General features: G+C 45.0%; 21 protein-coding genes. 17 read left to right on the forward strand and 4 right to left on the reverse strand.

Going from position 1 to position 25310, the window contains the following annotated elements:
• Nucleotides 1-12 precede the first annotated feature (12 nt).
• The 9 genes from AB4133_RS11355 (at nt 13) to AB4133_RS11395 (ending at nt 9374) form a co-directional block, all read left to right on the forward strand.
• Entirely contained in the window at nt 13-189 is a 177-nt protein-coding gene (locus AB4133_RS11355; protein WP_017060980.1) for a hypothetical protein, read from the forward strand.
• 249 nt (nt 190-438) lie between these two features.
• Nucleotides 439-1035, forward strand: coding sequence for a GTP cyclohydrolase II (gene ribA / locus AB4133_RS11360; RefSeq protein ID WP_009848836.1), 597 nt, complete (start codon nt 439-441; stop codon nt 1033-1035).
• 176 nt (nt 1036-1211) lie between these two features.
• Nucleotides 1212-2471, forward strand: a complete 1260-nt coding sequence (locus tag AB4133_RS11365; RefSeq protein WP_372148542.1) for an imelysin family protein — start codon at nt 1212-1214, stop codon at nt 2469-2471.
• Between the two features lie 111 nt (nt 2472-2582).
• Nucleotides 2583-3971 (forward strand): di-heme oxidoredictase family protein, encoded by a 1389-nt coding sequence (locus AB4133_RS11370; RefSeq protein WP_372148541.1) that lies wholly within the window; start codon nt 2583-2585, stop codon nt 3969-3971.
• A 142-nt stretch (nt 3972-4113) separates the two neighbouring features.
• On the forward strand, nt 4114-5175 hold the full coding sequence (locus AB4133_RS11375; protein WP_372148540.1) for an imelysin family protein: 1062 nt from the start codon (nt 4114-4116) through the stop codon (nt 5173-5175).
• Entirely contained in the window at nt 5165-6253 is a 1089-nt protein-coding gene (locus AB4133_RS11380; RefSeq protein ID WP_372224492.1) for a DUF1513 domain-containing protein, read from the forward strand. Before AB4133_RS11375 ends, AB4133_RS11380 begins: the two co-directional genes overlap by 11 nt.
• Nucleotides 6254-6333: 80 nt before the next feature.
• Nucleotides 6334-7872, forward strand: a complete 1539-nt coding sequence (locus AB4133_RS11385; RefSeq protein WP_372224494.1) for a murein L,D-transpeptidase — start codon at nt 6334-6336, stop codon at nt 7870-7872.
• Nucleotides 7873-8071: 199 nt separating this feature from the next.
• Nucleotides 8072-8620, forward strand: a complete 549-nt coding sequence (locus AB4133_RS11390; RefSeq protein WP_004733385.1) for a YcbK family protein — start codon at nt 8072-8074, stop codon at nt 8618-8620.
• Between the two features lie 100 nt (nt 8621-8720).
• Nucleotides 8721-9374 carry an MBL fold metallo-hydrolase gene (locus AB4133_RS11395; RefSeq protein ID WP_004733386.1) on the forward strand — a complete coding sequence of 218 codons (654 nt, stop codon included), beginning with the start codon at nt 8721-8723 and terminating at the stop codon, nt 9372-9374.
• A gap of 119 nt (nt 9375-9493) precedes the next feature.
• Here the strand turns inward: AB4133_RS11395 and AB4133_RS11400 are convergent, their stop codons facing one another.
• On the reverse strand, nt 9494-10309 hold the full coding sequence (locus AB4133_RS11400) for a DUF2982 domain-containing protein (RefSeq protein WP_372224496.1): 816 nt from the start codon (nt 10307-10309) through the stop codon (nt 9494-9496).
• A gap of 220 nt (nt 10310-10529) precedes the next feature.
• On the opposite strand from AB4133_RS11400, the gene AB4133_RS11405 reads away from it, so the two are divergent.
• From AB4133_RS11405 to AB4133_RS11440, 8 genes are all read left to right on the forward strand, one after another.
• On the forward strand, nt 10530-10922 hold the full coding sequence (locus AB4133_RS11405) for a hypothetical protein (RefSeq protein ID WP_017060956.1): 393 nt from the start codon (nt 10530-10532) through the stop codon (nt 10920-10922).
• 553 nt (nt 10923-11475) lie between these two features.
• A complete protein-coding gene (locus tag AB4133_RS11410; protein WP_017060957.1) occupies nt 11476-12570 on the forward strand; it encodes a TRAP transporter substrate-binding protein in 1095 nt (364 codons plus the stop codon).
• 197 nt (nt 12571-12767) lie between these two features.
• A complete protein-coding gene (locus AB4133_RS11415) occupies nt 12768-13313 on the forward strand; it encodes a TRAP transporter small permease subunit (RefSeq protein WP_017060958.1) in 546 nt (181 codons plus the stop codon).
• Nucleotides 13314-13322: 9 nt separating this feature from the next.
• Nucleotides 13323-14606 carry a TRAP transporter large permease subunit gene (locus AB4133_RS11420; RefSeq protein ID WP_029235146.1) on the forward strand — a complete coding sequence of 428 codons (1284 nt, stop codon included), beginning with the start codon at nt 13323-13325 and terminating at the stop codon, nt 14604-14606.
• Between the two features lie 104 nt (nt 14607-14710).
• The gene (locus AB4133_RS11425; protein ID WP_017063573.1) at nt 14711-16066 is read left to right on the forward strand and encodes a cache domain-containing protein; all 1356 of its coding nucleotides are present in this window, start codon (nt 14711-14713) and stop codon (nt 16064-16066) included.
• Nucleotides 16059-16697: a response regulator transcription factor gene (locus tag AB4133_RS11430; protein WP_136973607.1), complete on the forward strand. Its 639-nt coding sequence runs from the start codon at nt 16059-16061 to the stop codon at nt 16695-16697. Before AB4133_RS11425 ends, AB4133_RS11430 begins: the two co-directional genes overlap by 8 nt.
• A 409-nt stretch (nt 16698-17106) precedes the next feature.
• A complete protein-coding gene (locus tag AB4133_RS11435) occupies nt 17107-18678 on the forward strand; it encodes a BCCT family transporter (RefSeq protein WP_017060963.1) in 1572 nt (523 codons plus the stop codon).
• A 322-nt stretch (nt 18679-19000) separates the two neighbouring features.
• On the forward strand, nt 19001-20884 hold the full coding sequence (locus AB4133_RS11440; protein ID WP_017066828.1) for a methyl-accepting chemotaxis protein: 1884 nt from the start codon (nt 19001-19003) through the stop codon (nt 20882-20884).
• 71 nt (nt 20885-20955) lie between these two features.
• Here the strand turns inward: AB4133_RS11440 and azu are convergent, their stop codons facing one another.
• From azu to cydD, 3 genes are all read right to left on the reverse strand, one after another.
• A complete protein-coding gene (gene azu / locus AB4133_RS11445; RefSeq protein ID WP_372224499.1) occupies nt 20956-21408 on the reverse strand; it encodes an azurin in 453 nt (150 codons plus the stop codon).
• Nucleotides 21409-21682: 274 nt separating this feature from the next.
• Nucleotides 21683-23404 (reverse strand): heme ABC transporter ATP-binding protein/permease CydC, encoded by a 1722-nt coding sequence (cydC, locus tag AB4133_RS11450; protein WP_017072487.1) that lies wholly within the window; start codon nt 23402-23404, stop codon nt 21683-21685.
• A complete protein-coding gene (gene cydD, locus AB4133_RS11455; protein WP_372224501.1) occupies nt 23397-25181 on the reverse strand; it encodes a heme ABC transporter permease/ATP-binding protein CydD in 1785 nt (594 codons plus the stop codon). The genes cydC and cydD overlap by 8 nt, the downstream gene beginning before the upstream one ends.
• Nucleotides 25182-25310: the final 129 nt, after the last annotated feature.

Raw genomic sequence — 25310 nt, forward strand, 5'->3', positions numbered from 1 at the left:
AAGGATGTATCTGTGGATAACGTAATCTCAAATTTAAAGAAAGAGTTCCATACTCATGTCCAGTCAGATAAATGGGCAGAGAGATACAGTGCTAAGTCGAGCATTTCTACGCTTACGCAAGAAGAGCTAACCGAATTAGAGAATGCTTGGGTGCAACTTGTCATCTGGAAGCAAACTCAAGTAAGTTGAGCGTTCTGTAAAAAAGTGTAGTTTTAGCCGCAACTGTTTAATTTATAACCCCATGTTGGTCATCCCAATGTGGGGTTTTTTCTTACTTGAAAAATAATTGTTATATTATAACAATTTGTACAAGGTCGACCTTGAAAAAAATTGTTAACAGCCTCATAGTGTCTATCATTAGATAGTTAGCTACAAAATATTGCCTAGACATATAATGTAGCGTCGTTAAATACATCGAATTTTCAAGTGAGTATAGCTATGGCGGAAGTGCGTGCCAGAATAGATTTCAAAGTAGGGGTAACAAGCAGTATAGATGCTGAACTTCTGTCTTTTCATGGATTGAAAACAGATAAAGAGCATGTTGCTGTGATATTTAAATCAGCAGACAAGACACAAGACATACCTCTTGTTCGTATGCACTCTGAGTGCCTGACTGGTGATGTTTTCCATTCTTCTCGCTGTGACTGTGGCGAGCAGTTAGACGAAACCATTAGAATTATGGGTGAGACGGGTGGGGTGATCCTTTATCTTCGCCAAGAAGGTCGTGGTATTGGCTTGTACAACAAAATCGATGCGTACCGTCTGCAAAGCGAAGGCATGAACACCTATGAAGCCAACAACCACCTAGGTTTTGGCGATGACCTACGCGATTTTACTGAAGCTGCTGAAATGCTACGCGCCTTAGGTACTACAAAAATCCGCTTAGTCACCAACAACCCTAAGAAGATCAATGAGCTAAAATCTTTTGGTATTGAGATTGAAGAAGTGGTGAATACCTCTGCTCATATCAAATCGGGTAATGAAAGCTACCTGAAGGCAAAAGTCTCACACGGTAAGCATAATCTGGATATCTGATTAGCCTCTTTGTTACGCTTAACATAAAAATGTTTAAAGACCTCACATATGTGAGGTTTTTTTGTATTTATCTTGCAATAAAATTGTAAGTTTGTATTATTTCAATCCGTAGTGCAAATGATAATGGTTTGCACTATTACTACGAATAATAATTTAAAGCTCAACAAGGATGCTTCATGACCATTAAATCTTTAGTGACAAAAGCCGTAACTTCGTCACTCATTTTTGCCTCTGCTTCTTCTTTCGCAGCAGTAACTCAAGATCAAGTTGTAGAACATTACGCAGATATTGCGCATGCAGTGTTTGCAGATTCAGTAATTACAGCAAAAGCGTTGAACTCTTCTATTGATACCTTCTTAGCTTCTCCTTCTGCTGGCAACTTCGAACAAGTAAAACAAGCTTGGCTTGAGTCTCGCGTACCATACCAACAGTCAGAAGTTTTCCGCTTCGGCAACGCTGTTGTTGATGATTGGGAAGGCCAACTGAACGCATGGCCACTAGATGAAGGCCTGATTGATTATGTTTCGACTGATTACCAATATGAACTTGGTAACGAAGGCGCTAGCGCAAACATCGTGGCTAACAAGACTTTCCAAATTGGTCAGACTACCGTTGATGCAACCAACATCACCCCTGAGCTAATCGCAGACTTGAACGAGATCGGTGGTTCTGAAGCGAACGTAGCGTCTGGCTACCACGCAATTGAATTCCTACTTTGGGGCCAAGATTTAAACGGTACAAACAGCGGTGCAGGTGAGCGTGCTTACACTGATTTCGTTGTTGGCGCTGAGTGTACTAACGGCAACTGTGACCGTCGTGGCGCATACCTAAAAGCATCTGCTGAGCTACTTATCCAAGACCTAGAATGGATGGAAAAGCAGTGGGCTGAAGGCGAGAAAGGCAACTACCGTCAAGAGCTTCTTTCTGAATCTAGCGAGAATGGTCTTCGTAAAATGCTGTTTGGCATGGGTTCACTGTCTCTAGGTGAGCTAGCGGGTGAGCGTATGAAGGTTGCACTAGAAGCAAACTCTACTGAAGACGAGCACGATTGTTTCTCTGATAACACGCACAACTCTCACTACTACAACGAGCAAGGCATCTACAACGTTTACACGGGTCTATACAAGCGTGAAGACGGTACTCTGCTTTCCGGCCCAAGCTTGTTCGACCTAGTAGAGCAAAAAAATGAGCAAGCTGCGAAAGAGATTCAAAAGCAGTTTGACCTAGCACGTGCACAAGTAGGCGAATTAGTAACGTCTGCAGAGAAAAACAACCAGCACTTCGATCAGCTAATCGCTGCTGACAACGCTGCGGGTAATGCACTAGTAAACAAAACAATTGTTGCGCTAGTGTCTCAAACAGCGGCTATTGAGCGTGCTGCGGGTGTGATTGGCATTGATAGCCTAAACCCAGACACAGCGGATCACGAGTTCTAAGAACCCGAGCCGACACAAATGTAAGGGCTCTGATTGAGCCCTTAATTGTTTGATCCTCAAGAAAGCCACACCCACATAAAAACTAAAATCAAAAACACAGCAAGGCAATGTATGAAGTCGTATCTCTCAGCCTCACTATTAACCGCACTGTTTTTCGTATCTCCATTACACGCTCATGAAACCTACTCTGGCGGCAAAACGACCGTGAAGAAAGAAGGAGCGAACGCTTTTTCCCTTCCCGCAGCCAATCTACCAATGAGTAAGCGCTTGGATTTCAGCGTAGGTAATAGCTTCTTTAGAAACCCTTGGGTTCCTGCACCGTCATCAACCGATGCTCGTGATGGGTTAGGACCACTATTTAATACTAACGGCTGTCAAAACTGCCACATCAAAGATGGTCGTGGTCACGCGCCAGAAGAAGGAGATGAGAACGCAGTATCCATGTTGGTTCGTTTAAGCATTCCGGCTGAAACGCCTGAGCAGCGACAAGCCTTCATTCGAGATGGTGGAATTCCAGAGCCGACGTACGGCGGTCAGCTACAAGATTTTGCGCTTCAAGGTGTAAAACCAGAGGGCAAAGTGAACATTAGCTACACGGATGTTCCTGTTGAATTCAAAGACGGCACCGTCGTTACTCTGCGTAAACCCACTTTAAATATTACTGAACTTGCTTTCGGCGAGATGCATCCTAAGACCGAGTTTTCAGCTCGAGTGGCGCCGCCAATGATTGGTCTTGGTTTGCTTGAAAGTATCCCACAAGAAACGATTCTTGGATTTGCAGAGCAGCAATTGGCAGACAAACAGGGCGTGTCGGGTAAAGCCAACTATGTTCTTGATGTTCAAACCAATGAAATGGCGCTAGGTCGTTTCGGTTGGAAAGCCGGGCAGCCAAACTTAATGCAGCAAAACGCGGCGGCATTTAACGGTGACTTAGGCCTGACAAGCAGCTTATTTCCGAATGAAAACTGCACATCAGCGCAATCAACCTGTGATGATTTTCCAAATGGTGGCGAGCCAGAAGTCAGTGACAACATCTTAGATTTTGTTGAGTTCTATTCGCAGCATCTCGCGGTACCTGTTCGTCGTAATGTCGATAACCCAGCGGTTGTTCAAGGTAAAAATCTGTTCAAAGAGATTGGTTGTCAAAGCTGTCACCAAGCTGAAATTCGCACGGCAGAGCGAGAAGGTCTGTCTGCATTATCTAATCAGTTAATTAGCCCATATACCGACATGTTGCTACACGACATGGGTGAAGGCTTAGCGGACAATCGCCCTGAGTATCTTGCCAATGGTCAAGAGTGGCGTACCACACCACTTTGGGGATTAGGTTATACCAAAGAAGTGAACGGTCATACGTTCTTACTTCATGACGGTCGCGCAAGAAACGTTATGGAAGCGGTACTTTGGCATGGTGGTGAAGCAGAAATGGCAAAACAAAACGTACTGTCTTTGAATGCGACTGAGCGTGAAGCACTGCTGGCGTTTTTGAACTCGCTGTAGTCGGACTGAGATTTAGCGGTTTAACTACTCAGTTAACCTAAAGAACACAACCGCTGAACTTGTAGGAATACGAGCTCAGCGGTCGTTTCATATTTAGTGAACTCATATAATTAAAAGAAAAATTAGGAAGTAAGGTAACAGCATGACACATAAATTTTTGTTAATGCCTTTGTCGGTATTAATCATGACAGGCTGTCAATCATCGGGTGAGCAGACTGCTTCATCTGAGGTTAACGGTGTGTCCTATCAAGCCGACACGGCAAGTCATATTAGTCGCAGTGTCTATCAACAAGAGTTTGATTCTGCAGTTCTATTTGCCAAGCAAGCCAGTGAACTAGAAGTCTTGATGCAGGGTTACTGCCAAACCAATAGTGTTGAGCTTGATACGTTGAAAGCTCAGTGGCAGCTTACAATGAACAGTTGGATGGCACTACAAGGTCAAGAAAGAGGCCCAACAGCGGCATTGGAACAGAGCTGGAATGTTCAGTTTTGGCCAGACAAAAAGAACACTACAGGTCTAAAAATGCGTCAACTGACTCAGCAAGATAAAGCTTGGTCACAAGATGAAATCGCACAGCAGAGTGTGACTGTTCAAGGGCTTGGCGCCTTGGAGTGGTCTCTGTACGACGAGCAATCTCCATTGCTTCAAGACAAAGCTTCAGGTTGTCTATCTTCACAAGCTATCGCACAAAACCTGGCGATGAAATCGGCCTCTATTGCTGAAGCTTGGCAGGTTAACCCGTGGTTAGCACTGGACGAGATGCGTTGGGAATCGGAGTACATCGCTTTGTTGACCAATCAACTTGATTACAGCATGAAAAAACTGAGTCGTCCGATGGCTAAAATTGGTCATCCACGCCCTTACTTCTCGGAATCATGGCGCGCTCAAACCTCAATGACTCAGCTGAAATCGAACGTAGCGGCGCTAGAGAAATTGTACTTAGCAGATGGTAATGGTCTTGATGGTTTATTGAGAGAAAAGGGCTTAAATGACCTTGCCGATCGTGTAGCTGCCCAGTTCACGCTAACCTTAGATACTTGGCCTACAGACTCTAGCTTGTTTACTCTATTACAGAGCAAAGAGGGCTACCGAGAGGTGCTGACTCAATACAACAAACTAGAACGTTTGAAGTACCTGATTCATGAAGAAGTAGCGATAGAGCTTGGCGTGGTAATAGGATTTAATGCTACCGATGGTGACTGATAATACGAGAAGATCGTTACTCAAGGCTGCACTGGGTTGTGCAGCTGTTCCATTGCTTCCGTTTGGGTGTGCGACTCGAAAGGATGGGGTGAGTGCGTCGAACGATCCCCAACTGATTGGCTGTGCGCTTAATGGTCGTGGTCAATATTCTGCAGTTGTGGCTGACGAATTTGGCATGCCACTGAGCCAACTTCCCATCCCCAATCGTGGCCATGGCGTCGCGATTTGCCCAACCTCATCGCATGCGGTGGTTTTTGCTCGTCGTCCTGGTGACTATTTTATGGTGTTTGACTATAAAAACGGTCAGCAGATCAAAATGGTCGTCAAAGGTAACAACCGCCACTTCTATGGTCATGGGGTTTACTCATTAGATGGCAAGTTACTGTATGCCACCGAAGGGAAAACGGACACCAGCCAAGGCGTGATTGGCGTTTACGATGTCGCGCAAGGCTATCGTAAGGTCGAAGAGTTCACTGGTTTCGGTATCGGCCCACATGAAGTGATCATCATGCCGGATGATAATCTCGCGATCGGCGTTGGTGGCGTTCATACTGATGGTAGAACACCGAAAAACCTCGATTCGATGCTGCCGAGCTTGAGTTATGTTTCCCCTGAAGGTGTGTTGCTTGATCAGGTTGAACTGCTAGACAAGAAGCTGAGTATTCGACACTTAGCCCATGATGGTGCTGAAACCGTGCTTTGTGGTCAGCAATATCGCGGTGAGCCAGACGAGTATCCTTCGCTGTTGGCGATGCACACTAAAGGTGGCCAGTTTGAATCACTGAACGCAGAGCCTGAGCAATGGGCAAGGTTCAATCACTATATCGCCAGTATTGCGGCGTCAGACGATTGGATTATTGCGACTTCGCCAAGAGGCAATTGCTACGGTATTTGGTCGAAAGAGACCAAAGAATTAGTAGAACTGTCTGCATTATCTGACGCTTCTGGTGCTGTGCTGTTTGATGGTGAGTTTCGATTAAGCTCTGGGGCGGGCAGTGTGGTTAGCCAGCGCAAGCCTTATGAGAAATCAACTCAGCAATCATCGGTCCAGTGGGATAACCATTGGAGTTCAATCTGATTTATAAAGCCTCTTAAAAATAACATGCTTACTCCGATTTCTTTGCCATACTTATGAGATGGTTGGTGATGGAGTTAAGCATGTTCGCAAAATACTTCTGTGGATTATTAGTTCTAGTTTCTGTGCACGCATGGAGCTATGCGAGTTCTGACGAGAGCCGTTTCATTCCGGCGGAATCAGAACTCTCTTTCATGCTTATATATCCAGAGCTCACACAGAGTATCTATCAAGACACTTCTCTGCCTATCCTTTGGGATTCTCCTGAGCTGGTTAAAGCGTTTGAGTTCCAATTGTCGCTTCTTGAACAAGCGCAAATGGCACCACTCTTCGAGCGACAACTCAAGCAAATCCGTCACTATCAATCCCATGCTCAATGGCAAGAGTTGGACATATTACTTACCGATACTTTTATCTACTACCTGAGCTACGTTGAAAATGCGCCGCTTGCCGGTAAAGATTGGTACTTCTCGGGCAAGTTGCATTCCAAATTACCTGCGCCTTCTCCGCATATTCTGATGAGCTTAAAAAGCAGCGTTGCCAATGATTACTTATTGGAGATGGTGTTGTCTTACGCGCCGCCTGTTGGGGATTTTGACCAATTCAAAGCAACCTATTCGGTGTTAGAAACCGCCTCTGAACTCAATATTGAACGATATAGACAGAAAGGTTTGAAGCGCTTGGGTGACGAGCTTTCAGACAAGACGGTTCTTGTTGAGCGCATTGCTTTGGTTGGTGTTGATACCTCGATGATCGCGGTCGATTTTCCCAAGTTCGATCGAGATCTGCAAAAGGCGATTAAATCTTTCCAACGCATGCACGGTCTTACGGATGATGGGGTCATCGGGCCAGACACGATCAAATGGATCAATATGGGCTTTGATGATCGACTTACTTCCCTGGCATTGAACGCCGAGCGTGCCCGCTTATGGCCAAGAAATAGAGACTCACTGATTGTGGTGAATGTACCTAGTTTTGATATGAAGTATTGGGAAGATGGGGAAGAGGTTTTTGAATCTAAAGTTGTGGTTGGGAGAAAATCGAGAAAAACACCACTCTTAGAGATAAAGCTTGATTCGGTTATCTTAAATCCGACTTGGAACGTGCCATGGAAAATCATGGTTAAAGATATCTTGCCTAAAGTAAAAGCCGACGAGAGTTATCTTGAAACACACAATTTTCAAGTGATCGATGGTTGGCGTTCGATGGAAACTGTCGATACTACCGAGATAGATTGGCAAACGATTAACTTTAACTCTTTTCCTTATCGAATGCGCCAGCAAGCAGGCTCTAGTAACGCATTGGGTTTGTATAAGTTCAATACGCCCAACAAGCGAGCCATTTATCTCCATGACACCCCAAGTAAAAGCTTGTTTAACGATGACTTCCGCGCCTATAGCTCTGGTTGTATTCGTGTTGAGCATGCCGAGGAACTCGCGGAGTTGTTATTTGCGACTAAGGTAAAGAAAGTGCCGAATCAGGATGATGAACTTGCGCCCAATACTAAGGTTCGTCTCAAGAAGCGAATCCCCGTACATATCATTTATCAAACCGTATTGTTTGAAGAAGGGGGCATACAATATCGTGGTGACATCTATCAATATGATAAAGAGGGTGGTTAATTATCAATGAAGCCAATAAGGGTGATCTTGACCAAAAAATGACAACTAAGCTTCTATTGATAAAATTATAATGTGGATCAATAACTAACCGTGCAAAGGTTACAAATACTAACCTTTTGGGCGGTTTTTGTACGTTGACGCAGCAATTACCATTATGTATCGTGCATTTTTCGTTCGATCTAATTGGTTTTTTTGCTGTATGTCTCAAAGTTTATTTTCACGCCGTCAGTTTCTGACTTACGCTGGTGGTACCGCTGTTGTCGCCTCAATTACTCCTTCTATCGCTTTTGCTTCATACCCTGATCAACCAAGAACGATTAGCATGAACAATCTTCACACTGGTGAACGATTAGAGACCTGTTATTTCGATGGCACTAACTATGTTGGTGACGAGATGGCACGCCTCAGCAAATTATGTCGCGATTTCCGCCGCAATGAAATTCACCCAATGGATAAGAACCTGTTTGATCAGATCACTCAGATTCAAAATGTCTTAGGTATTCAAAAAGAAGTTCAAATCATCTCTGGTTACCGTTCTCCTGCGACCAATGAAGCATTGCGCTCTAAGTCGAGTGGCGTAGCTAAGAAGAGCTACCACATGTTGGGTAAAGCGATTGATTTCCGTATTGATGGCGTCAACCTAAAAGAATTAAGAGACGTAGCCAAAAGCCTGAACGCGGGTGGTGTAGGTTATTATGCACGTAGCAACTTTATCCATATCGATACTGGCCCAGTTCGCAGCTGGTAGCGCTAGGCTTAGATTGCGAGCGAAACGGTAGGGACTTGTCAAAGTAGACATCCAATGTCATAGTTTGCCCAAATTTCAGTTTGCCCTTTAAGGTTTGTATATGTCTCTCAAGTATCAAGTTGTCCCTGTTACCTCTTTCTCTCAAAACTGCTCAATTGTGTGGTGTGATGAGACAATGGAAGGCATCGTTGTCGATCCGGGCGGTGACGTTCAACAGTTGGCTGCGATCATTGAAGAGCTAGGTGTTAAAGTGGTGAACTTGGTACTGACGCACGGTCACCTAGACCATGTGGGCGGCACTGTACCGCTTGCTGAGATCTTGAACGTGAATATTGTTGGCCCGCATAAAGCCGATAACTTTTGGCTTCAAGGCTTAGAGAACCAAAGCCAGATGTTTGGTTTCCCACTGTGCAAAGCTTTTGAACCAAACACATGGTTGGAAGAGGGCGACAAAGTGACTTTTGGTAACCAAGTGATTGATGTGATTCATACTCCGGGTCATACGCCAGGTCACGTTGTACTGTTCAGCGAGCAAGCGCGCATGGCGTTTGTTGGTGATGTTTTATTTAACGGTGCTATTGGTCGTACGGATTTCCCACAAGGCGATTTCAACACGCTGATTGCTTCAATCAAGACTAAGCTTTGGCCACTAGGAAGCGACGTAACATTCGTTCCGGGTCATGGCCCTGAGTCTACATTTGGCCGTGAGCGCGCATCAAACCCATTCGTAGCGGATGAAATGCCTCTGTACTAGGTCTCTGATTTAATAGAAGAACGATTGAAAATGAAGCTTAGCTTTTCCTATGAAAGCTAAGCTTTTTTTATGGTTCATCGTGGATTAGCGTGCGAGTTTATTTTTAAACCTGTTTAATTTTAATCAGAAAGACGCTCGGCAGCCGCCAAGTAGCGTCGAGCAAGTCCAATAAACTCTTCTCCACTCATATTCAAATCTTGAGTTGATATGAAAATATCGTAACCGTGGAAACCCCTCTGATATTTCATCCTGTTCGCAAGCATCGCCTGCAATCCTGAATAGTCTTTAATCACTTCGTTTTGCGCATTCGATTTATGGGATTTCGATTCATGGGATGAACCTGGGCTAGTCTGTGTTTGGCTATCGTTGAAGATAACCTCGTCAGTATTTTGTGACTCTTTATATCTGTTCAGTTCCACACAACCGCTCTCAGTGCAGCGCGCATGGTAATGCGATGAGTCGAGAACCATATCTTCAAAGTTTGACTCTTTACCTGCTTGCTTGGCGCCCAGATACAAAAGTGCTCGCTGGCTCAGCAATAACTCGCAAGTGATTTTAGGGCAAATTGAATCGAGGTAGGGCGAGTAATCTTTAACCTTGATACCAACCCAAGGAAGAGGTTGATGCCACCCATCTTGTTCGTAAGTACATAGGCCAATCTTTTCAATATTGCTCCACTTTAAAACCCACCCACCTTTATAAAAATGCTGCTGAAAATGAGTCGGTGTGAGAGTGAACATCACTCTGCTGCGCAACATTAAATAATAGCCAGTTCCGAGTAGGGCAATAATGCAAAATGCACCCACGATCAGTAACTTTGGATTGTCACTGTGCAGAGCAACGATCAAGCAAACGAAGCCTAAAACAACGGCCAGAATACGGTACGAACGTGTGAACGAAGGCAAAGAGAAATTTGTAAGGTGACGAGTGTCCATAGGCAACACCAAGTTTTCATATTTTTGTCTGGATGGATAACCAGTGTATATGACCCTGAATTGATAAGTCGATGATTAAATAATAGACGCTAGTAGACAATATCGGTATTTTTCGTCGACTTTCGGCGCTTCACTCTACAAATAGCTCCTGTTTTTTGGTATAAATCGCGCTTCAAATTTTCACCACTGCGAAAAGAGCAGTGAACTGGAGAAATATTCAATGAGACTTGCTCATAAGCGTAAGGTGCAGGCTAAACTGCAGAAACGCACTAAAGCGGCTGTAGTTAAAGCAGTGGCAACGCCGAAAAAAGCGAAGCCTGTCGCAGAGAAAGTTGTAGCAGAAAAAACTGTAGCAGCAAAACCAGCGGTAGAGAAAGCAGTAGCAGCAACTAAAGAAGTTGCAGTAGCACTGACTCCTAAGCAACAACAAGTTCTAGACATCGTTGTTAGCAATGCTGAAGGCATTAACCCTAAAGGTATCGGCCTAGAAGCTGGTCAAGAAGACGCGAAAGCAGCTTCATGGGCAACAGGCGCATTGAAAAAACTTCTTGAAGAAAACCTAGTAGCGAAAGAGCAGCTAGCAGGTAACAAGGTTATCTACAAAGCTATCTAATCCTGTGGGATTACATTCGCTTCGTTAAGTTTTTAAGCCTCGATTTTCGAGGCTTTTTTGAATCTGGCACATTATGCCAAGTCCGAGCCCAAATCCAAGCCTAAACCTAGGCTCTATAATCTCAATTCCAATTCGATATACGGCTTAACTGATTAGTGTTGTCTCGTGTCAGAGCTTCGAATCAGCAAGCACTAAATTAGGGCGTTAGCTAGGTAGATCAAGAGAGCAAAGCCTTGATTTTTTCCCCTAAAATACAGCAATGAATAGAGCTTCATCACGAAATGGCAATCAATTGTTAAGAGTATTTAATTATTAATACTTAGGTATTTATCAATACGCATTGCCTTGGTGAATATCCAAACTCCTTTGAAATCGACACTATTCAATCATCTCCTACGTAGTTCTACTTAATCCTTTGGTCTAATACGTAACTTTGTTAACGCCATGCGTGCGTGCTCTCCCTGATATCTTGTTGCCTCATCACGGTGCACTCTTATGTTGAATCATAAAAAATGCTCATAGAAAGAGTGTTAACCCAACAAAGGACGTGAACATGAGTCTCATTTCTAACTCCCTCACACGAGTTTTTAAAAACGTTGCAGTAACTGCTGCGGCTTGTTTAGCTTTGGTCGCTACTGGTGCTACAGCCGCTGATAAGGTTTACCGTTTAAAACTTGCGGAAACTTGGGGACCAAACTTCCCAGTTTTCGGTGATGCAACCAAAAACATGGCGGCGATGGCTGAGAAGATGTCGAATGGTCGACTGCAAATCAGAATCGATTCAGCAAACAAACACAAAGCACCTCTTGGCGTTTTTGACATGGTTAAGTCTGGTCAATACGACATGGGTCACTCAGGCTCTTACTACTGGAAAGGTAAAGTTCCAAACACTCTTTACTTCACTTCTATGCCTTTCGGTATGACGCCAGCAGAACAATACGCGTGGTTCTATCACGGTGGTGGTATGGAGTTAATGGAGCAGGTTTACTCTCCACATAACTTGATGTCTTTCCCTGGTGGTAACACGGATATCCAGATGGGGGGTTGGTTTCAAAAAGAGATCAACAGCGTTGAAGATCTACAAGGTCTGAAAATGCGAATCCCGGGCTTTGCAGGCGAGATTCTTGCTGAGCTAGGTGCTAAACCGACGAACATTGCCCCAGGTGAACTTTACACGTCTCTAGAGCGTCGCACGATTGATGCACTAGAGTGGGTAGGTCCATCGCTGGATTTACGAATGGGCTTCCACAAAATCGCGCCTTACTACTACACAGGTTGGCACGAGCCGGGTTCAGAGCTTCAATTCCTAGTGAACAAGCGTACATGGAACAAGCTGCCTGAAGACCTACAAGAAATCTTACGTGTTGCAATGCGTACTGCGGCTTACGACATGTACACACAAGCAACGCACGAAAGTGGTAAGAACTGGGTTTCAATGAAGACAGAATACCCAGATGTACAAGTGAAAGATTTCCCACCAGAGGTTATGTCTGCTCTGAAAGAAGCGAACGATCGCCTACTGGCTGCACATGCTGAGAAAGATGAGCTAGCAAAAGAGATTCAAGCTTCACAAGCAAGCTACCTAGAGCAAGTACGTTCATGGACGGATATTTCACATAGAGCTTATCTAAATAGCCAAGCGAAATAATCGACAGTTGTTGAACTGAATCTAAATGAACCCGAAGCTTTTCTTATTGAGTATTTAAGAGTGAATAAGCCGAGGGTTCATTTAAAACATAATAACTAAGCAGGATAAATCCTGTATTACGCTCAAGAACCTTTTCTACGTCCTACAGCTCGTTACCTCAGCTGCGCGATGTCTTTTCAAATTCCATGGAGTCGGGAATGCGAAGTCTAATTTATATTGAACGCCTGTTTAATCGTATCGGTGACGCACTGGGATGGCTTTCCAGTATGTTGTTTATTTTACTTATCGCCAACGTCGTGTATGACGTTGTCATGAGATATGCCTTCAACGATGTCTCTATCGCCTTCCAAGAGATGGAATGGCACCTTTTCTCCGCCGTTTTCCTACTCGGTGTTCCTTATGCCATCAAGGCTGGTGGCCATGTTCGAGTTGACGTGTTCTATGAGCAACTGAGCTTTAAAGCACAAGCGATTATTGACCTGCTTGGCACGCTTATCTTTCTACTTCCGTTTTGCCTGCTGGTGGCTTGGTTTGGTATCGATGTTGCCAAAGAGAGTTATGAACTGGGTGAAACCTCAGGTGACCCGGGTGGCCTGCCGTATCGCTGGATCATCAAAGCTATGATCCCGCTGTCATTCTTTTTGATGGCACTCAGTGGCGTAGGTTTGATCCTGCATTCACTGAATAAGATTTTTAATCCGCATCTTATCCATGCAAACAATATTCATACAAAAAACAAGTAGAGGCTGAACATGATTGGAATAGTAATGTTTTTCGTAGCCTTGTTTGCGCTTTTACTTGGCTTCCCAGTGGCGTTTACCTTTGGTGGTATCGCGTTAATCTTTGGTGTTTGGGCTGAGGGCATTGAAATGTTTGCCTTCATGCCATATCGAATTCAATCCATTATGGAAAACACGGTTCTGATGGCCGTTCCATTGTTTGTTTTTATGGGGCTCGTTCTACAAAAGACCAAGCTTGCTGAGCAGTTGCTTGAGTCTATGGGGCGACTGTTTGGCGGCGTTCGTGGTGGTATCGCGATTTCAACCGTATTAGTAGGTTCACTACTTGCGGCTTCTACTGGCGTGGTTGGTGCTTCTGTTGTTGCTATGGGACTTATCTCCCTACCTGTAATGCTCAAGTACAATTACGACAAAGGCTTAGCCTGCGGCACTATTTGTGCGTCTGGTACGCTAGGGCAGATCATTCCACCCTCCATCGTATTGATTCTATTGGGTGATGTTCTAGGTGTTCCTGTAGGCGACTTGTTCCAAGCGGCGATTTGGCCGGGCGTGATGCTGGTCGGCGCGTACATCGTTTATATCTTGATATACGCAAAGCTACACCCTGAAGCGGCTCAACCTATTGAACGTGATGACTCCATCAGCCGTAAGCAGGAAGTGTTTAATGCACTGAAAGCGATTCTTCCGCCTCTAGCGTTAATCATTGTTGTACTGGGCTCTATCTTCGCAGGTGTTGCTACGCCAACAGAGTCAGCCGCATTAGGTGGCGCGGGTGCGATGATACTTGCACTGCTTTACGGTCAATTTAGTTGGTCGATGGTGTACGAGGCGTCGAAAGAGACGGTGAAAGTAACGGCGATGGTATTTGCTATCTTGTTGGGTGCAACGGCATTCTCAATGGCGTTTACCTACACTGGTGGCGACTATCTGGTTGAAGAGTGGATGCTACAACTGCCAGGTGAAAAATGGGGCTTCCTGATCATTACCATGCTGGTGATTCTGATTCTGGGTTTCTTCATCGACTTCGTAGAGATCTGTTTCATCATCGTGCCGATCATTGCGCCAGTTGCTGAACTGATGGGCATCAACATGACATGGTTCGCTATCCTTATTGCGATGAACCTACAAACTTCCTTCTTAACGCCGCCATTTGGTTTTAGTTTGTTCTATTTAAAAGGCGTAGCACCTAAAGGCGTGACGACTAAGGACATCTACCGAGGTGTGATGCCGTTCATTCTGATTCAAATCCTCGTACTTGGATCACTTCTCGCTTTCCCATCTTTCTATGGAATGTGAGTGAAGCCAAGAATGTGAATGATATGTTTCAACGGCTATCTATAAATTGCTAAAGTAAAACGGCTTATTGATGTTCAGTAAGCCGTTTTTTGTGAGGGAAAGGAATGCCTCTAAAAGCCAAGCTGATTTTGCTGACGTTGCTCCCGTTGCTGCTGGTAACGGCGAGTATTAGTTGGATCTCGCTGCACCAGACTAAGACGTTAGGCGCTAAAGAAGTCGAGATCTTTAGAGACAGCCTAATCAAGTCGCGTGAAAACGCCCTCAAAGACACGGTTGATCTCGCGTTCGACGCCATAGAACACGTCTATAACGATCCAAATATCCAAGAAGCCCAAGCCAAAAAAAAAGTTCGAACCATATTGTCTAAACTTAGATATGGCTCTGATGGGTACTTCTTCGCATACGATCGCCTCGGGACCAACTTGGTTCATCCAATTCAGCCAGAATTGATAGGCCAAAACCTACTCCAACTGCAAGATGAAGATGGCGATTTTCTGATAGAGGCTCTGTTAAGAGAAGCGCAAACCGGAGGCGGGTTTCACCAGTATTTGTGGCAAAAACCGTCGACGGGTGAGGTGGTGTCTAAGCTGAGCTACGCCGCTTGGTTAGAGCGTTGGGACTGGATGATTGGCACCGGCTTGTATATTGAAGACGTACACCAAGAAGTGGCTTCGATGCAGGCTGCGATAAATAAGAATATTGAAACCACGTTCTTTTCGATTGTGGTGATTTTGAGCGTAACGGTCGCGGTCATCATCGTGCTGACCTTGGCTATTAACATGCATGAACATCGGATTGCTGATAACAACTTAAAGGAGCTGGCGCATAAGACGGTGATGTTCCAAGAAGACGAGAAGAAGCATCTAGCGCGTGAGTTGCATGATGGTATTAACCAATTATTAGTGTCGAGTCGTTGCCATTTGGAACTGCTCGGTAATAAGCTACAAAATGAAGACCTTAAAGCACATTTGAATAAGTCGCAGCATTCACTGATGCGAGCGATCGAAGAAGTGAGGCACATCTCGCATCAACTTCGTCCAAGTTCATTGGATGACATAGGCTTAGAAGCGGCATTGTCTTCATTACTGTTAGATTTTCAGGCGCACTCGGGCATAGAAGTCGAGACCATGTTTGCTACTCAACCTGGTAAGTTAAAATCAGAGGCGGCGACGACCCTATATCGAGTCGTGCAAGAGTCGCTGAATAATATAGAAAAACATGCACAAGCGACCAAAGTAACGGTTATCGCTCAGCAAATTGGTAATGTGTTGCAACTACTGATTCAAGATAACGGTGTCGGTTTCAACACCTATAAAGCGATGGAAAAACGAGGGATCGGGCTGCGTAACATGAGAGAGCGAGTGGAGTTCATCGGTGGTGACTTTGAATTGATGAGTGAGATTGGCCTCGGAACGGAAATTACAGTGTTACTGACACTAGAGGGATTAATGAATGAGTGAAGTTATTCGAGTTGTGATTGCTGATGATCACCAAGTGGTACTGGATGGCTTTATGGCGAGATTGGAACTCGAGCCAGATATTAGCGTGATAGGTACGGCCAGCAATGGACTAGAAGCGGTAGAGGTCGTTAAGTCTCTGCGCCCTGATGTGGTGTTGATGGATATCAGCATGCCTATCATGAATGGCATTGATGCCACCCATCTGATTAAAGAAGAAGACCCAGAAGCCAAGGTCCTGATGCTGACCATGCATAACAACCGTGAATACATCATGAAGGTGATGCAGTCGGGTGCTGTCGGTTACATGTTGAAAGAGATTTCGGCTGAAAAAATGGTACAGGCAATCAAAACGGTCAATCAAGGATCGACCTATTTCTGTGAAAAAGTCACGCAGAATTTGTTTACTCAGCCGATTACTCCCACGCCATCTGTCAAGAATCCATTGAGCAGACGTGAAGAGGCTGTGCTGAAATTAGTCGCAAAAGGGGAGAGCAGTAAAGAGGTCGCAAAGGCGCTGAATATCAGCTATCGAACGGTAGAAACCCATAGGCAAAATATTAAGCATAAGCTCGATATTCACTCTACCGCAGAGCTTGCCAAGTACGCTGTCAATTGTGGGCTTGTGGATTGATCTTTCCTTTGAAGTAAATAGTCAGCTCAAAGCAAGCCTATGAGTCTTAATGGTGCATAGGTTAGGTGATTATGATTGCTTATGTGCCTAAGCTTATTGCTAGGTTTACGAACAGAAAATCAATTGGTTAAACACCGAAATGCTTTGAGTTGAAAGTAATATTGAATTAAAGGCCGACATGTTCGGCTTTTTTTTCGACATTAATTTGAGTATTTACGTGAATATTGGATGAAAACCAAACGAACCGCTTCAGGTTTACTGAAAACAATAAGTTAACCTGCTAAACTTCAGACATCCAAATATTTGAATTAATGTGACAACAGCTTGTGCTACTTGGATTGTAGGTTCGGGTTTGTGATTAGGTCACAGGTAAGTAAGGGATATTAGTAGTATTCCGTAGAGAGGGATAATGACTAAAGGTATAGATAAATACAGTATCGACAGTACGGATTACACTGTCGGTCAAGATAACGTCCAAAAATGGGGTTTTGATGTTCATAACCCAGTATTTGGTATTAGTGCGGGACTTATCGCTTTGTTCCTGATCGGTGTTCTTATTACAGATACCGCTTCAGCAAAGGCTGCGCTAGATGGCGTTAAAGGCCAGATTATCAATTCGTTTGATTGGCTTTTCATCTGGTCGGGTAATATTTTCGTAATTTTCTGCTTAGGTTTGATTGTTTCTCCGTACGGCAAAATCCGCCTTGGTGGTGTTGATGCGACGGCAGATTACTCATTCTTCTCTTGGCTATCGATGCTGTTTGCCGCAGGTATGGGTATCGGCTTGATGTTCTGGAGTGTGGCAGAGCCAGCGGCTTACTTCACGGGTTGGTTTGAAACTCCGTTAGGTGTTGAACCAAACACACCAGAAGCTGCAAAACTGGCATTGGGCGCAACCATGTATCACTGGGGTCTACACCCTTGGGCGATTTATGGCGTAGTAGCACTGTCACTTGCGTTTTTCTCTTACAACAAGGGATTGCCTCTTTCTATCCGTTCTATCTTTTACCCAATTTTAGGTGATAGAGCTTGGGGCTGGGCAGGTCACATTGTTGATATTCTTGCTGTACTTGCAACGCTATTTGGTCTGGCGACATCGTTAGGTCTTGGTGCACAACAAGCGGCAAGTGGTATTCAGCATGTATTCGGCATTGAAGCGGGCTTAGGTCTGCAAGTTATTGTGATTACAGCGGTGACTTTATTGGCGGTAGTATCAGTACTTCGTGGTATTGATGGTGGCGTTAAAGTTATCAGTAACATCAACATGTTGGTGGCTTTCCTACTGCTTATCTTAGTGGCTCTAATCGGCTACGCGGTGACTTTAGGTTCTATCCCAACGACATTGATGGCATACATTGAAAACATCATTCCGTTGAGTAACCCTCACGGTCGTGAAGATGAAACGTGGATGCACGGTTGGACTGTATTCTACTGGGCTTGGTGGATCTCATGGTCTCCATTCGTAGGTATGTTTATCGCACGTGTTTCTAAAGGTCGTACCGTTCGTGAGTTCATCACAGCAGTACTGATTGTACCGACTACAGTGACTATCATTTGGATGTCAGTATTCGGTGGCATGGCGATTGACCAAATCGTGAATAACGTTGGTATTCTTGGTCAAGACGGCCTAACAGATGTATCACTAGCAATGTTCCAAATGTTTGATGCACTGCCGTTCGGGACTCTGCTTTCAATCATTGCGGTTGTATTGGTTCTAGTATTCTTCATTACATCGTCTGACTCAGGCTCTCTAGTAATCGACAGCATCACCGCGGGTGGTAAAGTTGATACGCCTGTGCCTCAACGTGTGTTCTGGGCGTTCCTTGAAGGTGCTATTGCTGTTGCTCTATTGTGGGTTGGTGGTACTGAAGCAGTACAAGCTCTACAAGCGGGTGCAATCTCTACAGCATTGCCATTCACCATCATTCTATTACTGATGTGTGTGAGCTTGCTAATGGGTATGCGTACAGAAAAGCGCTAGGCTTTTAAGCTGAAATCTACTGCAATTTATACGCAGTAGAGTGGTAAATAATATGAAGGCAGAAGAGGAAACTCTTCTGCCTTTTTTGTTTCTTCTTTACCGTGTTTTCTTGTCTCTTTTTAACATGTGAAGTGCGATAAAAATACTAATAACCGTAGAGATAATGCCGCCTTAAATTTGGCGACAAGCCAAGGAATTGACATTAGGTAAGCTTATGGTTTGCTTAAAATTATATTCCGATATTAAATTATAAAATTGCTCGAATTTAATACTGATATTGGGTAGTATGCGCGGGATTTCCCACCACTCGTGAAACTTTGACATGAAACTAACACTAAAGCAGAAGTTGATAGGCGCTAGCCTATCTGCTGTTGTCGTTATGGCTACAGCGTTGACTTGGTTGTCAGCAAACCAATTATTTGAACAGACTCGTAATGGCGTATACCTACGAGCTGAAAGCGTATCTGAAGCAGCATCTGAAGGTATTAAAAACTGGATTGATATCCGTACTGATATCGCATCAGCATTTAATGACTTTTCACGAGAGGATGATGTTGTTCCTTTCCTTAGACAAGCTCGTGTAGCGGGTGGCTTTGACGATATCTTTTTAGGTACTCCAGAAGGTGGAATGTACCGTTCACATCCTGAACGTAATCGTGCAGATTACGATCCTCGTCAACGTCCTTGGTACCAAGAAGCAAACGCTGCAGGTAAGCAAATCATTACTACGGCTTACCAAGATGCAATCACCAAAGCACTTCTAGTAACGATCGCAGAACCTGTTCGCCACAACGGCCAACTTGTTGGTGTTGTTGGTGCAGACGTACTGATCGACCAGTTGGTTAACGATGTAATCAGCCTTGATGTTGGTGACAACGCTTACGCAATGCTAATTGATGCCTCTGACGGCACATTCCTAGCACACCCAGATTCAGCACTAAGCTTGAAGCCGGTAAGCCAACTTTCAAACGATATCTCTATGCCTATCATCGAAAACGCAGTGCGTACGGGTAGCATCGAGATCATCAAAGAGCGCGGCGCAGACAAGCTGCTTTACTTCACGAAGGTGCCTAACACTAACTGGATCTTCGCGGTTCAGATGGACAAAGCAACAGAAGAAGCGAACCACTCAACGCTACTTACTCAGCTGATCATCACTGCTGTCATTATTACGCTCATCGTAATCGTACTTGTGTCTTGGTTAGTAAGCTTCCTATTCCGCGACCTAAACCGCGTTTCAGCAGCACTTGAAGAAATTGCTTCAGGTGAGGGCGATCTTACTCAACGCCTTGAGCCTAAGAGCGACGACGAAATTGGTCAGCTTGCAGCAAACTTCAACCGTTTTGTGGGCAACATGCACACCATGGTGATCAAGCTAAGCGAAGTATCTGCTGCGCTGGGCAACCAAGCGCGTCAAACGGCTTCTCAAGCTGAAGAACGTAGTGCTCGTATCCAAATGCAACAAGACGAGATCAACATGGTAGCAACAGCCGTTAACGAAATGGCTGCAGCAACACAAGAGATCGCAGGTAACGCAGACCATACTGCACAGAACTCATCTGAAGCGGTTGGCGCGTGTGAGCACGGTACTGGTCAAGTGACACAGACTCAAAGCTCTATCCAAAACCTGGCTCAAGAAGTTCAAATCGCAACCAACGTGATTCTAGAACTTGAAGAGCACGGCAACAGCATCAACGCTATCTTGTCTAACATTCAAGGTATTGCAGAACAAACAAACCTACTTGCACTTAACGCCGCTATTGAAGCAGCACGTGCCGGTGAGCAAGGTCGTGGTTTCGCAGTAGTAGCGGATGAAGTTCGAGTTCTGAGCCAACGTACACACGGTTCAACGCAAGAAATTCAACAAACGATTGAGTTGCTGCAAGGTACAACAGGCAAAGCGGTTAACATCATGAACGATAGCCGTACACTTGCTGAAACCAGTGTTGATGACGCGAACTCAGCGGCTGCAAGCCTAACGCAAATCCATGCTGCTGTTGAACGCATCAGCGACATGGCAACACAGATTGCTTCTGCTGCAGAAGAGCAAGCGTCAGTAACGTCTGAGATTACTCGTAACACTGAAGGAATCCGTGACGTATCTAACGAGCTAGCAGACGAAGCACACCAAGCTGCAGAGCAAGCTGCGCAGCTTTCTGAACTGTCTCACGAGCTAGAAAGCGAAATCAGCCGCTTCAAGCTGTAATCGAAGCCAATATAACAAAGCCCCGACTTAGGTTGGGGCTTTGATGTATCTGTACAATCTAGACTAACGAGTTATTTAAACTCAAACTTGCCCTTCATGATTGCCCAGTGGCCCGGGAATGAACATAGGAAAGAGTAGTCGCCACCGGCTGTCATTTTCTCTGTGCTGAAAGTGATTGAGGTTGACTCGCCACCACCGATAACACGAGTGAAGGCGTAAACGCGGCTGTCGTCAGGTTTTACGTAGTTATTGTCGATACCTGCCGACATACCATCGATGCCTACTGCTTGTAGCGACGCAGTGTCTGTTATAACGACGTTGTGACCCATTGATTGGGCTGGCATAGAACCAGTATGGTTTAGCGTCAGCTTCACTTCTTTACAGCTCGCTGGAACGCTTAATGTTTCAGTTGAAAATTTCATTTGATCACTAGCATCAATCGATACTTCACATTCCGAGCTCGCTTGAGCGGTAAAGCTAGCACCTACAAGCGCTATCGTTGTTGCGATTAATCGTAAAGACATACACTGTTCTCCATTATTTTAGGGGGAGGTTATTCCATGAGGTTGATTGATACGTATTATCCTAGAAAGATGATCATAGTAATGTGCTACGACTTGAATTGTGTGCAACTCGTTGCTTTGTAAATGGTAAGTTTTTGTAGGAAAGGGCAAAACTAATCAGCGCATGAACAACCGTTTAGGGGGGAATGGTTGCTCGAGACTAGAATCGCAGACAACAAAAAGCCCGAGTATAAACTCGGGCCTTGAATAGTTTTCTTTATAGCTTAAGGGGAAGCTAGATTGCCTGACGAAGTTGGAAGTAACGTCCTTCTTCGTTTAACAGCTTCTCGTGAGAGCCGTTTTCAACAATCTCGCCTTGTTCAATCAGAACGATAGAATCCATCGACTCTAGACCAATCAAACGGTGGGTGATGAAGATAACCGTCTTGCCTTCAAAGTGCTTCTCGAACAGCGTCATGATGCTGTGTTCTGTTTGCTTATCTAAGCCTTCTGTTGGCTCATCGAGAAGCAGGATAGGGGCATCATGAAGAATCGCACGTGCAATACCAATACGGCGCTTCTCACCACCAGATAGTTGACGACCACCGTCACCTAACCAGCTATCAAGTGCGTTATTCTCAAGCAGCTTTTCTAGACCAACGTCTTTTAGGATATTCGCTAAGTGATCATCGGTCGCTTCTGGTCTTGCAATCAACAAGTTGTCACGCAAAGTACCATTTAGAATGTCGACACGTTGGCTTACTACACTGATTGATTCACGAAGCTGCGATTCGTTCCACTGCGTCAGTTCAATACCCGCGATTGATATGTAGCCCTTTTTAGGATCCCAGTAGCGAGTCAGAAGCTGGATCAGAGTCGATTTACCAGAACCCGTTTGACCAACAATCGCAACCTTGTGCGTGGCAGGGATCGTTAGGTCAACAGCGTTCAGAACACTGCGCTCAGAGTCAGGGTAGTTGAACGTCACGTTTGAGAACGTAATATCAAGCGGCTTGTTGATGTCGAGTTTCTCTTCAGCAAACTGAACTTCAGGCTCTGACAGAATAACTTCATTCAAGCGACGAGCAGAAGACAGAGTTTGACCTAAATGCTGGAACGCGCCTGCGATAGGCATCAGCAGTTCAAAACTTGCCATGGTTGCGAACGCCATTAGCGCGATGAACGGGTCTGGTGCATTACCACCCACACCGTCAGCCGCAAGCCAAAGCATAAGAACCAACGTTAAACCGTTGAACAGCATTAGCGCAGCTGAAGCCATACCGGTTAGGTTAGCATTCACAAACTGATTCGCCATCAGCTTTCGTTGCGTTTCTAGAATAGCATTACGGTAACGCTCTTCAGCACCGAACAGAGTTAGCTCGCTGTAGCCTTCAATCCAATCTAGCGTTGTCACACGAAGATCCGCTTTGTTCTGTGTCAGCTCACCACCGTTACGTTTACCCAATTTGTAGAACAAGATTGGCCAAACCAACAGCATGATCAGAAGGATAGAACCTAAGATTAAACCTAGTGAGCTATCGAACCACATTAAGAACAGAGTCAGGAAGAAAATCCCAAATACACCCACCGTCACAGGGCTTACTAAGCGCAAGTACACGTGATCCATCGCGTCGACATCAGCAACCAAGCGGTTCAGAAGATCAGCATCACGAAGGTTTGAAATACGACCTGGGATCAGCGGAGCCAGCTTCTTGAAGAAGAAGATACGCAGATCAGTTAACAATTTGAATGTTGCATTGTGGCTGACAACACGTTCACCCCAACGACCCGCAGTACGGCTCATTGCCAAACCACGTACACCACCACCCGGTAGCATGTAGTTGAAGGTTTCACGTGCAATCGTAAGGCCTGCAACCGCAGAAGCTGAAATGAACCAGCCTGATAGCGTTAACAAGCCAATAGAAGCCGACAGAGTAGCAAAAGCCAATAGCATGCCTAGCGATAGGCCAAACCAATGCTTTTTATAGAGTTTCAGGTAAGGCAGTAAATCACGCATCTAAATTACCCTTATTATCTTGTTGAGCTAAGTTCGCGTTCAGCATCTCTTCAAACAAACCACCCGCAGTCGAAAGCTGAGAGTAATGACCTTGTTCAACCAGACCACCATCGCGCATAACCAGAATATTATCGACTGATTTAAGAGGAGCGAGTTGGTGCGTCACAAGCAGGGCAGTGCGGCTTTCAATGTTGCTATTGATGCCTTTCATTACCAACTGTTCGCTACGAGTATCTAGGCTGGCTGTTGGTTCATCTAACAACCAGAACTGACCGTCTTGAATCATTGCGCGAGCCAGAGCCAAACGCTGAGATTGACCAACAGACAGGCCGCCAGAGCGATCAGAAATCATGTAATCCAAGCCGTGCTCGTTTACAAACTCGCTAGCAAATGATTGCTCAAGTGCATTCTCGACAACTTGGTCAGCGATATCATGCTTACCTAGAGTGACGTTGTCACGAATGCTGCCGTGCAGTAGCAACGGATTTTGACCAACCCAGCTAATGGTTTTACGCCAAGAGGTTAAGTCGAGGTCACGCAATTCAATGCCATTGATTTTCAAGCTTCCTTCATAAGGCATGAAACCAAGAATAGCGTTGATCAAACTTGTTTTACCTGCACCACTTGGGCCAACTAACGCAGTCGATTGGCGAGTGTTAAGCGCGAACGAGATAGGACCAACCAGTTGAACACCTTCAGGGCTCAATACTTTCAGATCTTGAGCTTCAATATTGATGCCTTGAGCCGGGTCTAACTGAGTGTCGCCTGATTTAACTTTAGTGATGTCTGTTTCTAGGAACTCGACAATACTTTCCGCTGCGCCAACCGCTTGTTGTTTCGCATGGTAGAAAGTACCTAAATCACGCAGAGGTTGGTAAAACTCTGGCGCTAAGATAAGGATAAACAAACCAGCGAATAGCGTAATGCCTGCACCGTAGTGGCCGAAGTTAAGTTCACCGATGTAGGTGAAACCAAAGTAAACCGCCGTCATCGCGATAGAGATCGACGTGAAGAACTCAAGTACCGCAGAAGACAAGAAAGCGATTTTCAACACATCCATGGTGCGCGTTCTGAACACTTCAGATGCACCTTTCAATACTTCTGTTTCAGCGTTGGTGCGGTCAAATAGACGGATGGTTGTCATTGACTGCAAACGGTCGTAAAAGTGACCAGAAAGACGCTGCAGCGCTTTGAAGTTTTTACGGTTCGCATCGGCCGCTTTCATACCCACAAGTGCCATGAACATCGGTACCAGTGGAGCAGTAATCAAGAAGATCAGTCCTGCTGCCCAGTTGACTGGGAACACCACAACTAAAATAATGAATGGAATCATTACCGATAAAGACATCTGAGGTAAGTAACGAGAGAAGAAGTCTTGCATGTCTTCTACTTGTTCTAGCAACAGCGTTGCCCACGTACCGGCAGGTTTACCTTTAATGTAAGCAGGGCCTAACTCACGTAATTTATCTAGGATGAGTTGCCTTATGTAGACCCGGATCTGTTCACCACAGCGATAACCTGCGATTTCACGTCCCCATGTACAGCCAGCACGGCCAACGACCGATAATGCCAAGCCTGCGAAATGACCAACCAGTTCAGATTTATCGACATTCTCGATGATCAGCTGGTGAAGAATAGAGGCGAGAAGAGCTGCTTGAGCAATTAAGAACACGCTTGAAAGTACGCCAAGGCTAATCGCAATCATAAGCCAGCGTTTCGCTAACTTACTCTGTTGCTTAAGCCACTTGTTCAAGCTGCGTTGTTTTTTCTTATCCATTATGAAGGCTTAATGATAATTATTATTTGTTGAGGGCGGCTAGTATACAAAAGAAAGCCCAGTGGATATACCACTGGGCTCTAGGGATTTACAACAAAATGTGATGACGCCCTGCATCTACTGAGGTGA

Source organism: Vibrio sp. 10N.286.52.F8, assembly GCF_041468745.1.
Taxonomy (GTDB): domain Bacteria; phylum Pseudomonadota; class Gammaproteobacteria; order Enterobacterales; family Vibrionaceae; genus Vibrio; species Vibrio crassostreae_C.

Coding starts and splice junctions, on each gene's coding strand:
- AB4133_RS11395 (WP_004733386.1), top strand. CDS start 8,721: ATGTCTCTCAAGTATCAAGTTGTCCCTGTTACCTCTTTCTCTCAAAAC.
- AB4133_RS11375 (WP_372148540.1), top strand. CDS start 4,114: ATGACACATAAATTTTTGTTAATGCCTTTGTCGGTATTAATCATGACA.
- azu (WP_372224499.1), bottom strand. CDS start 21,408: ATGTCTTTACGATTAATCGCAACAACGATAGCGCTTGTAGGTGCTAGC.
- AB4133_RS11380 (WP_372224492.1), top strand. CDS start 5,165: ATGGTGACTGATAATACGAGAAGATCGTTACTCAAGGCTGCACTGGGT.
- cydD (WP_372224501.1), bottom strand. CDS start 25,181: ATGGATAAGAAAAAACAACGCAGCTTGAACAAGTGGCTTAAGCAACAG.
- AB4133_RS11385 (WP_372224494.1), top strand. CDS start 6,334: ATGTTCGCAAAATACTTCTGTGGATTATTAGTTCTAGTTTCTGTGCAC.
- AB4133_RS11435 (WP_017060963.1), top strand. CDS start 17,107: ATGACTAAAGGTATAGATAAATACAGTATCGACAGTACGGATTACACT.
- cydC (WP_017072487.1), bottom strand. CDS start 23,404: ATGCGTGATTTACTGCCTTACCTGAAACTCTATAAAAAGCATTGGTTT.
- AB4133_RS11430 (WP_136973607.1), top strand. CDS start 16,059: ATGAGTGAAGTTATTCGAGTTGTGATTGCTGATGATCACCAAGTGGTA.
- AB4133_RS11420 (WP_029235146.1), top strand. CDS start 13,323: ATGATTGGAATAGTAATGTTTTTCGTAGCCTTGTTTGCGCTTTTACTT.
- AB4133_RS11405 (WP_017060956.1), top strand. CDS start 10,530: ATGAGACTTGCTCATAAGCGTAAGGTGCAGGCTAAACTGCAGAAACGC.
- AB4133_RS11400 (WP_372224496.1), bottom strand. CDS start 10,309: ATGGACACTCGTCACCTTACAAATTTCTCTTTGCCTTCGTTCACACGT.
- AB4133_RS11440 (WP_017066828.1), top strand. CDS start 19,001: ATGAAACTAACACTAAAGCAGAAGTTGATAGGCGCTAGCCTATCTGCT.
- AB4133_RS11410 (WP_017060957.1), top strand. CDS start 11,476: ATGAGTCTCATTTCTAACTCCCTCACACGAGTTTTTAAAAACGTTGCA.
- AB4133_RS11415 (WP_017060958.1), top strand. CDS start 12,768: ATGCGAAGTCTAATTTATATTGAACGCCTGTTTAATCGTATCGGTGAC.
- AB4133_RS11425 (WP_017063573.1), top strand. CDS start 14,711: ATGCCTCTAAAAGCCAAGCTGATTTTGCTGACGTTGCTCCCGTTGCTG.
- AB4133_RS11370 (WP_372148541.1), top strand. CDS start 2,583: ATGAAGTCGTATCTCTCAGCCTCACTATTAACCGCACTGTTTTTCGTA.
- ribA (WP_009848836.1), top strand. CDS start 439: ATGGCGGAAGTGCGTGCCAGAATAGATTTCAAAGTAGGGGTAACAAGC.
- AB4133_RS11390 (WP_004733385.1), top strand. CDS start 8,072: ATGTCTCAAAGTTTATTTTCACGCCGTCAGTTTCTGACTTACGCTGGT.
- AB4133_RS11365 (WP_372148542.1), top strand. CDS start 1,212: ATGACCATTAAATCTTTAGTGACAAAAGCCGTAACTTCGTCACTCATT.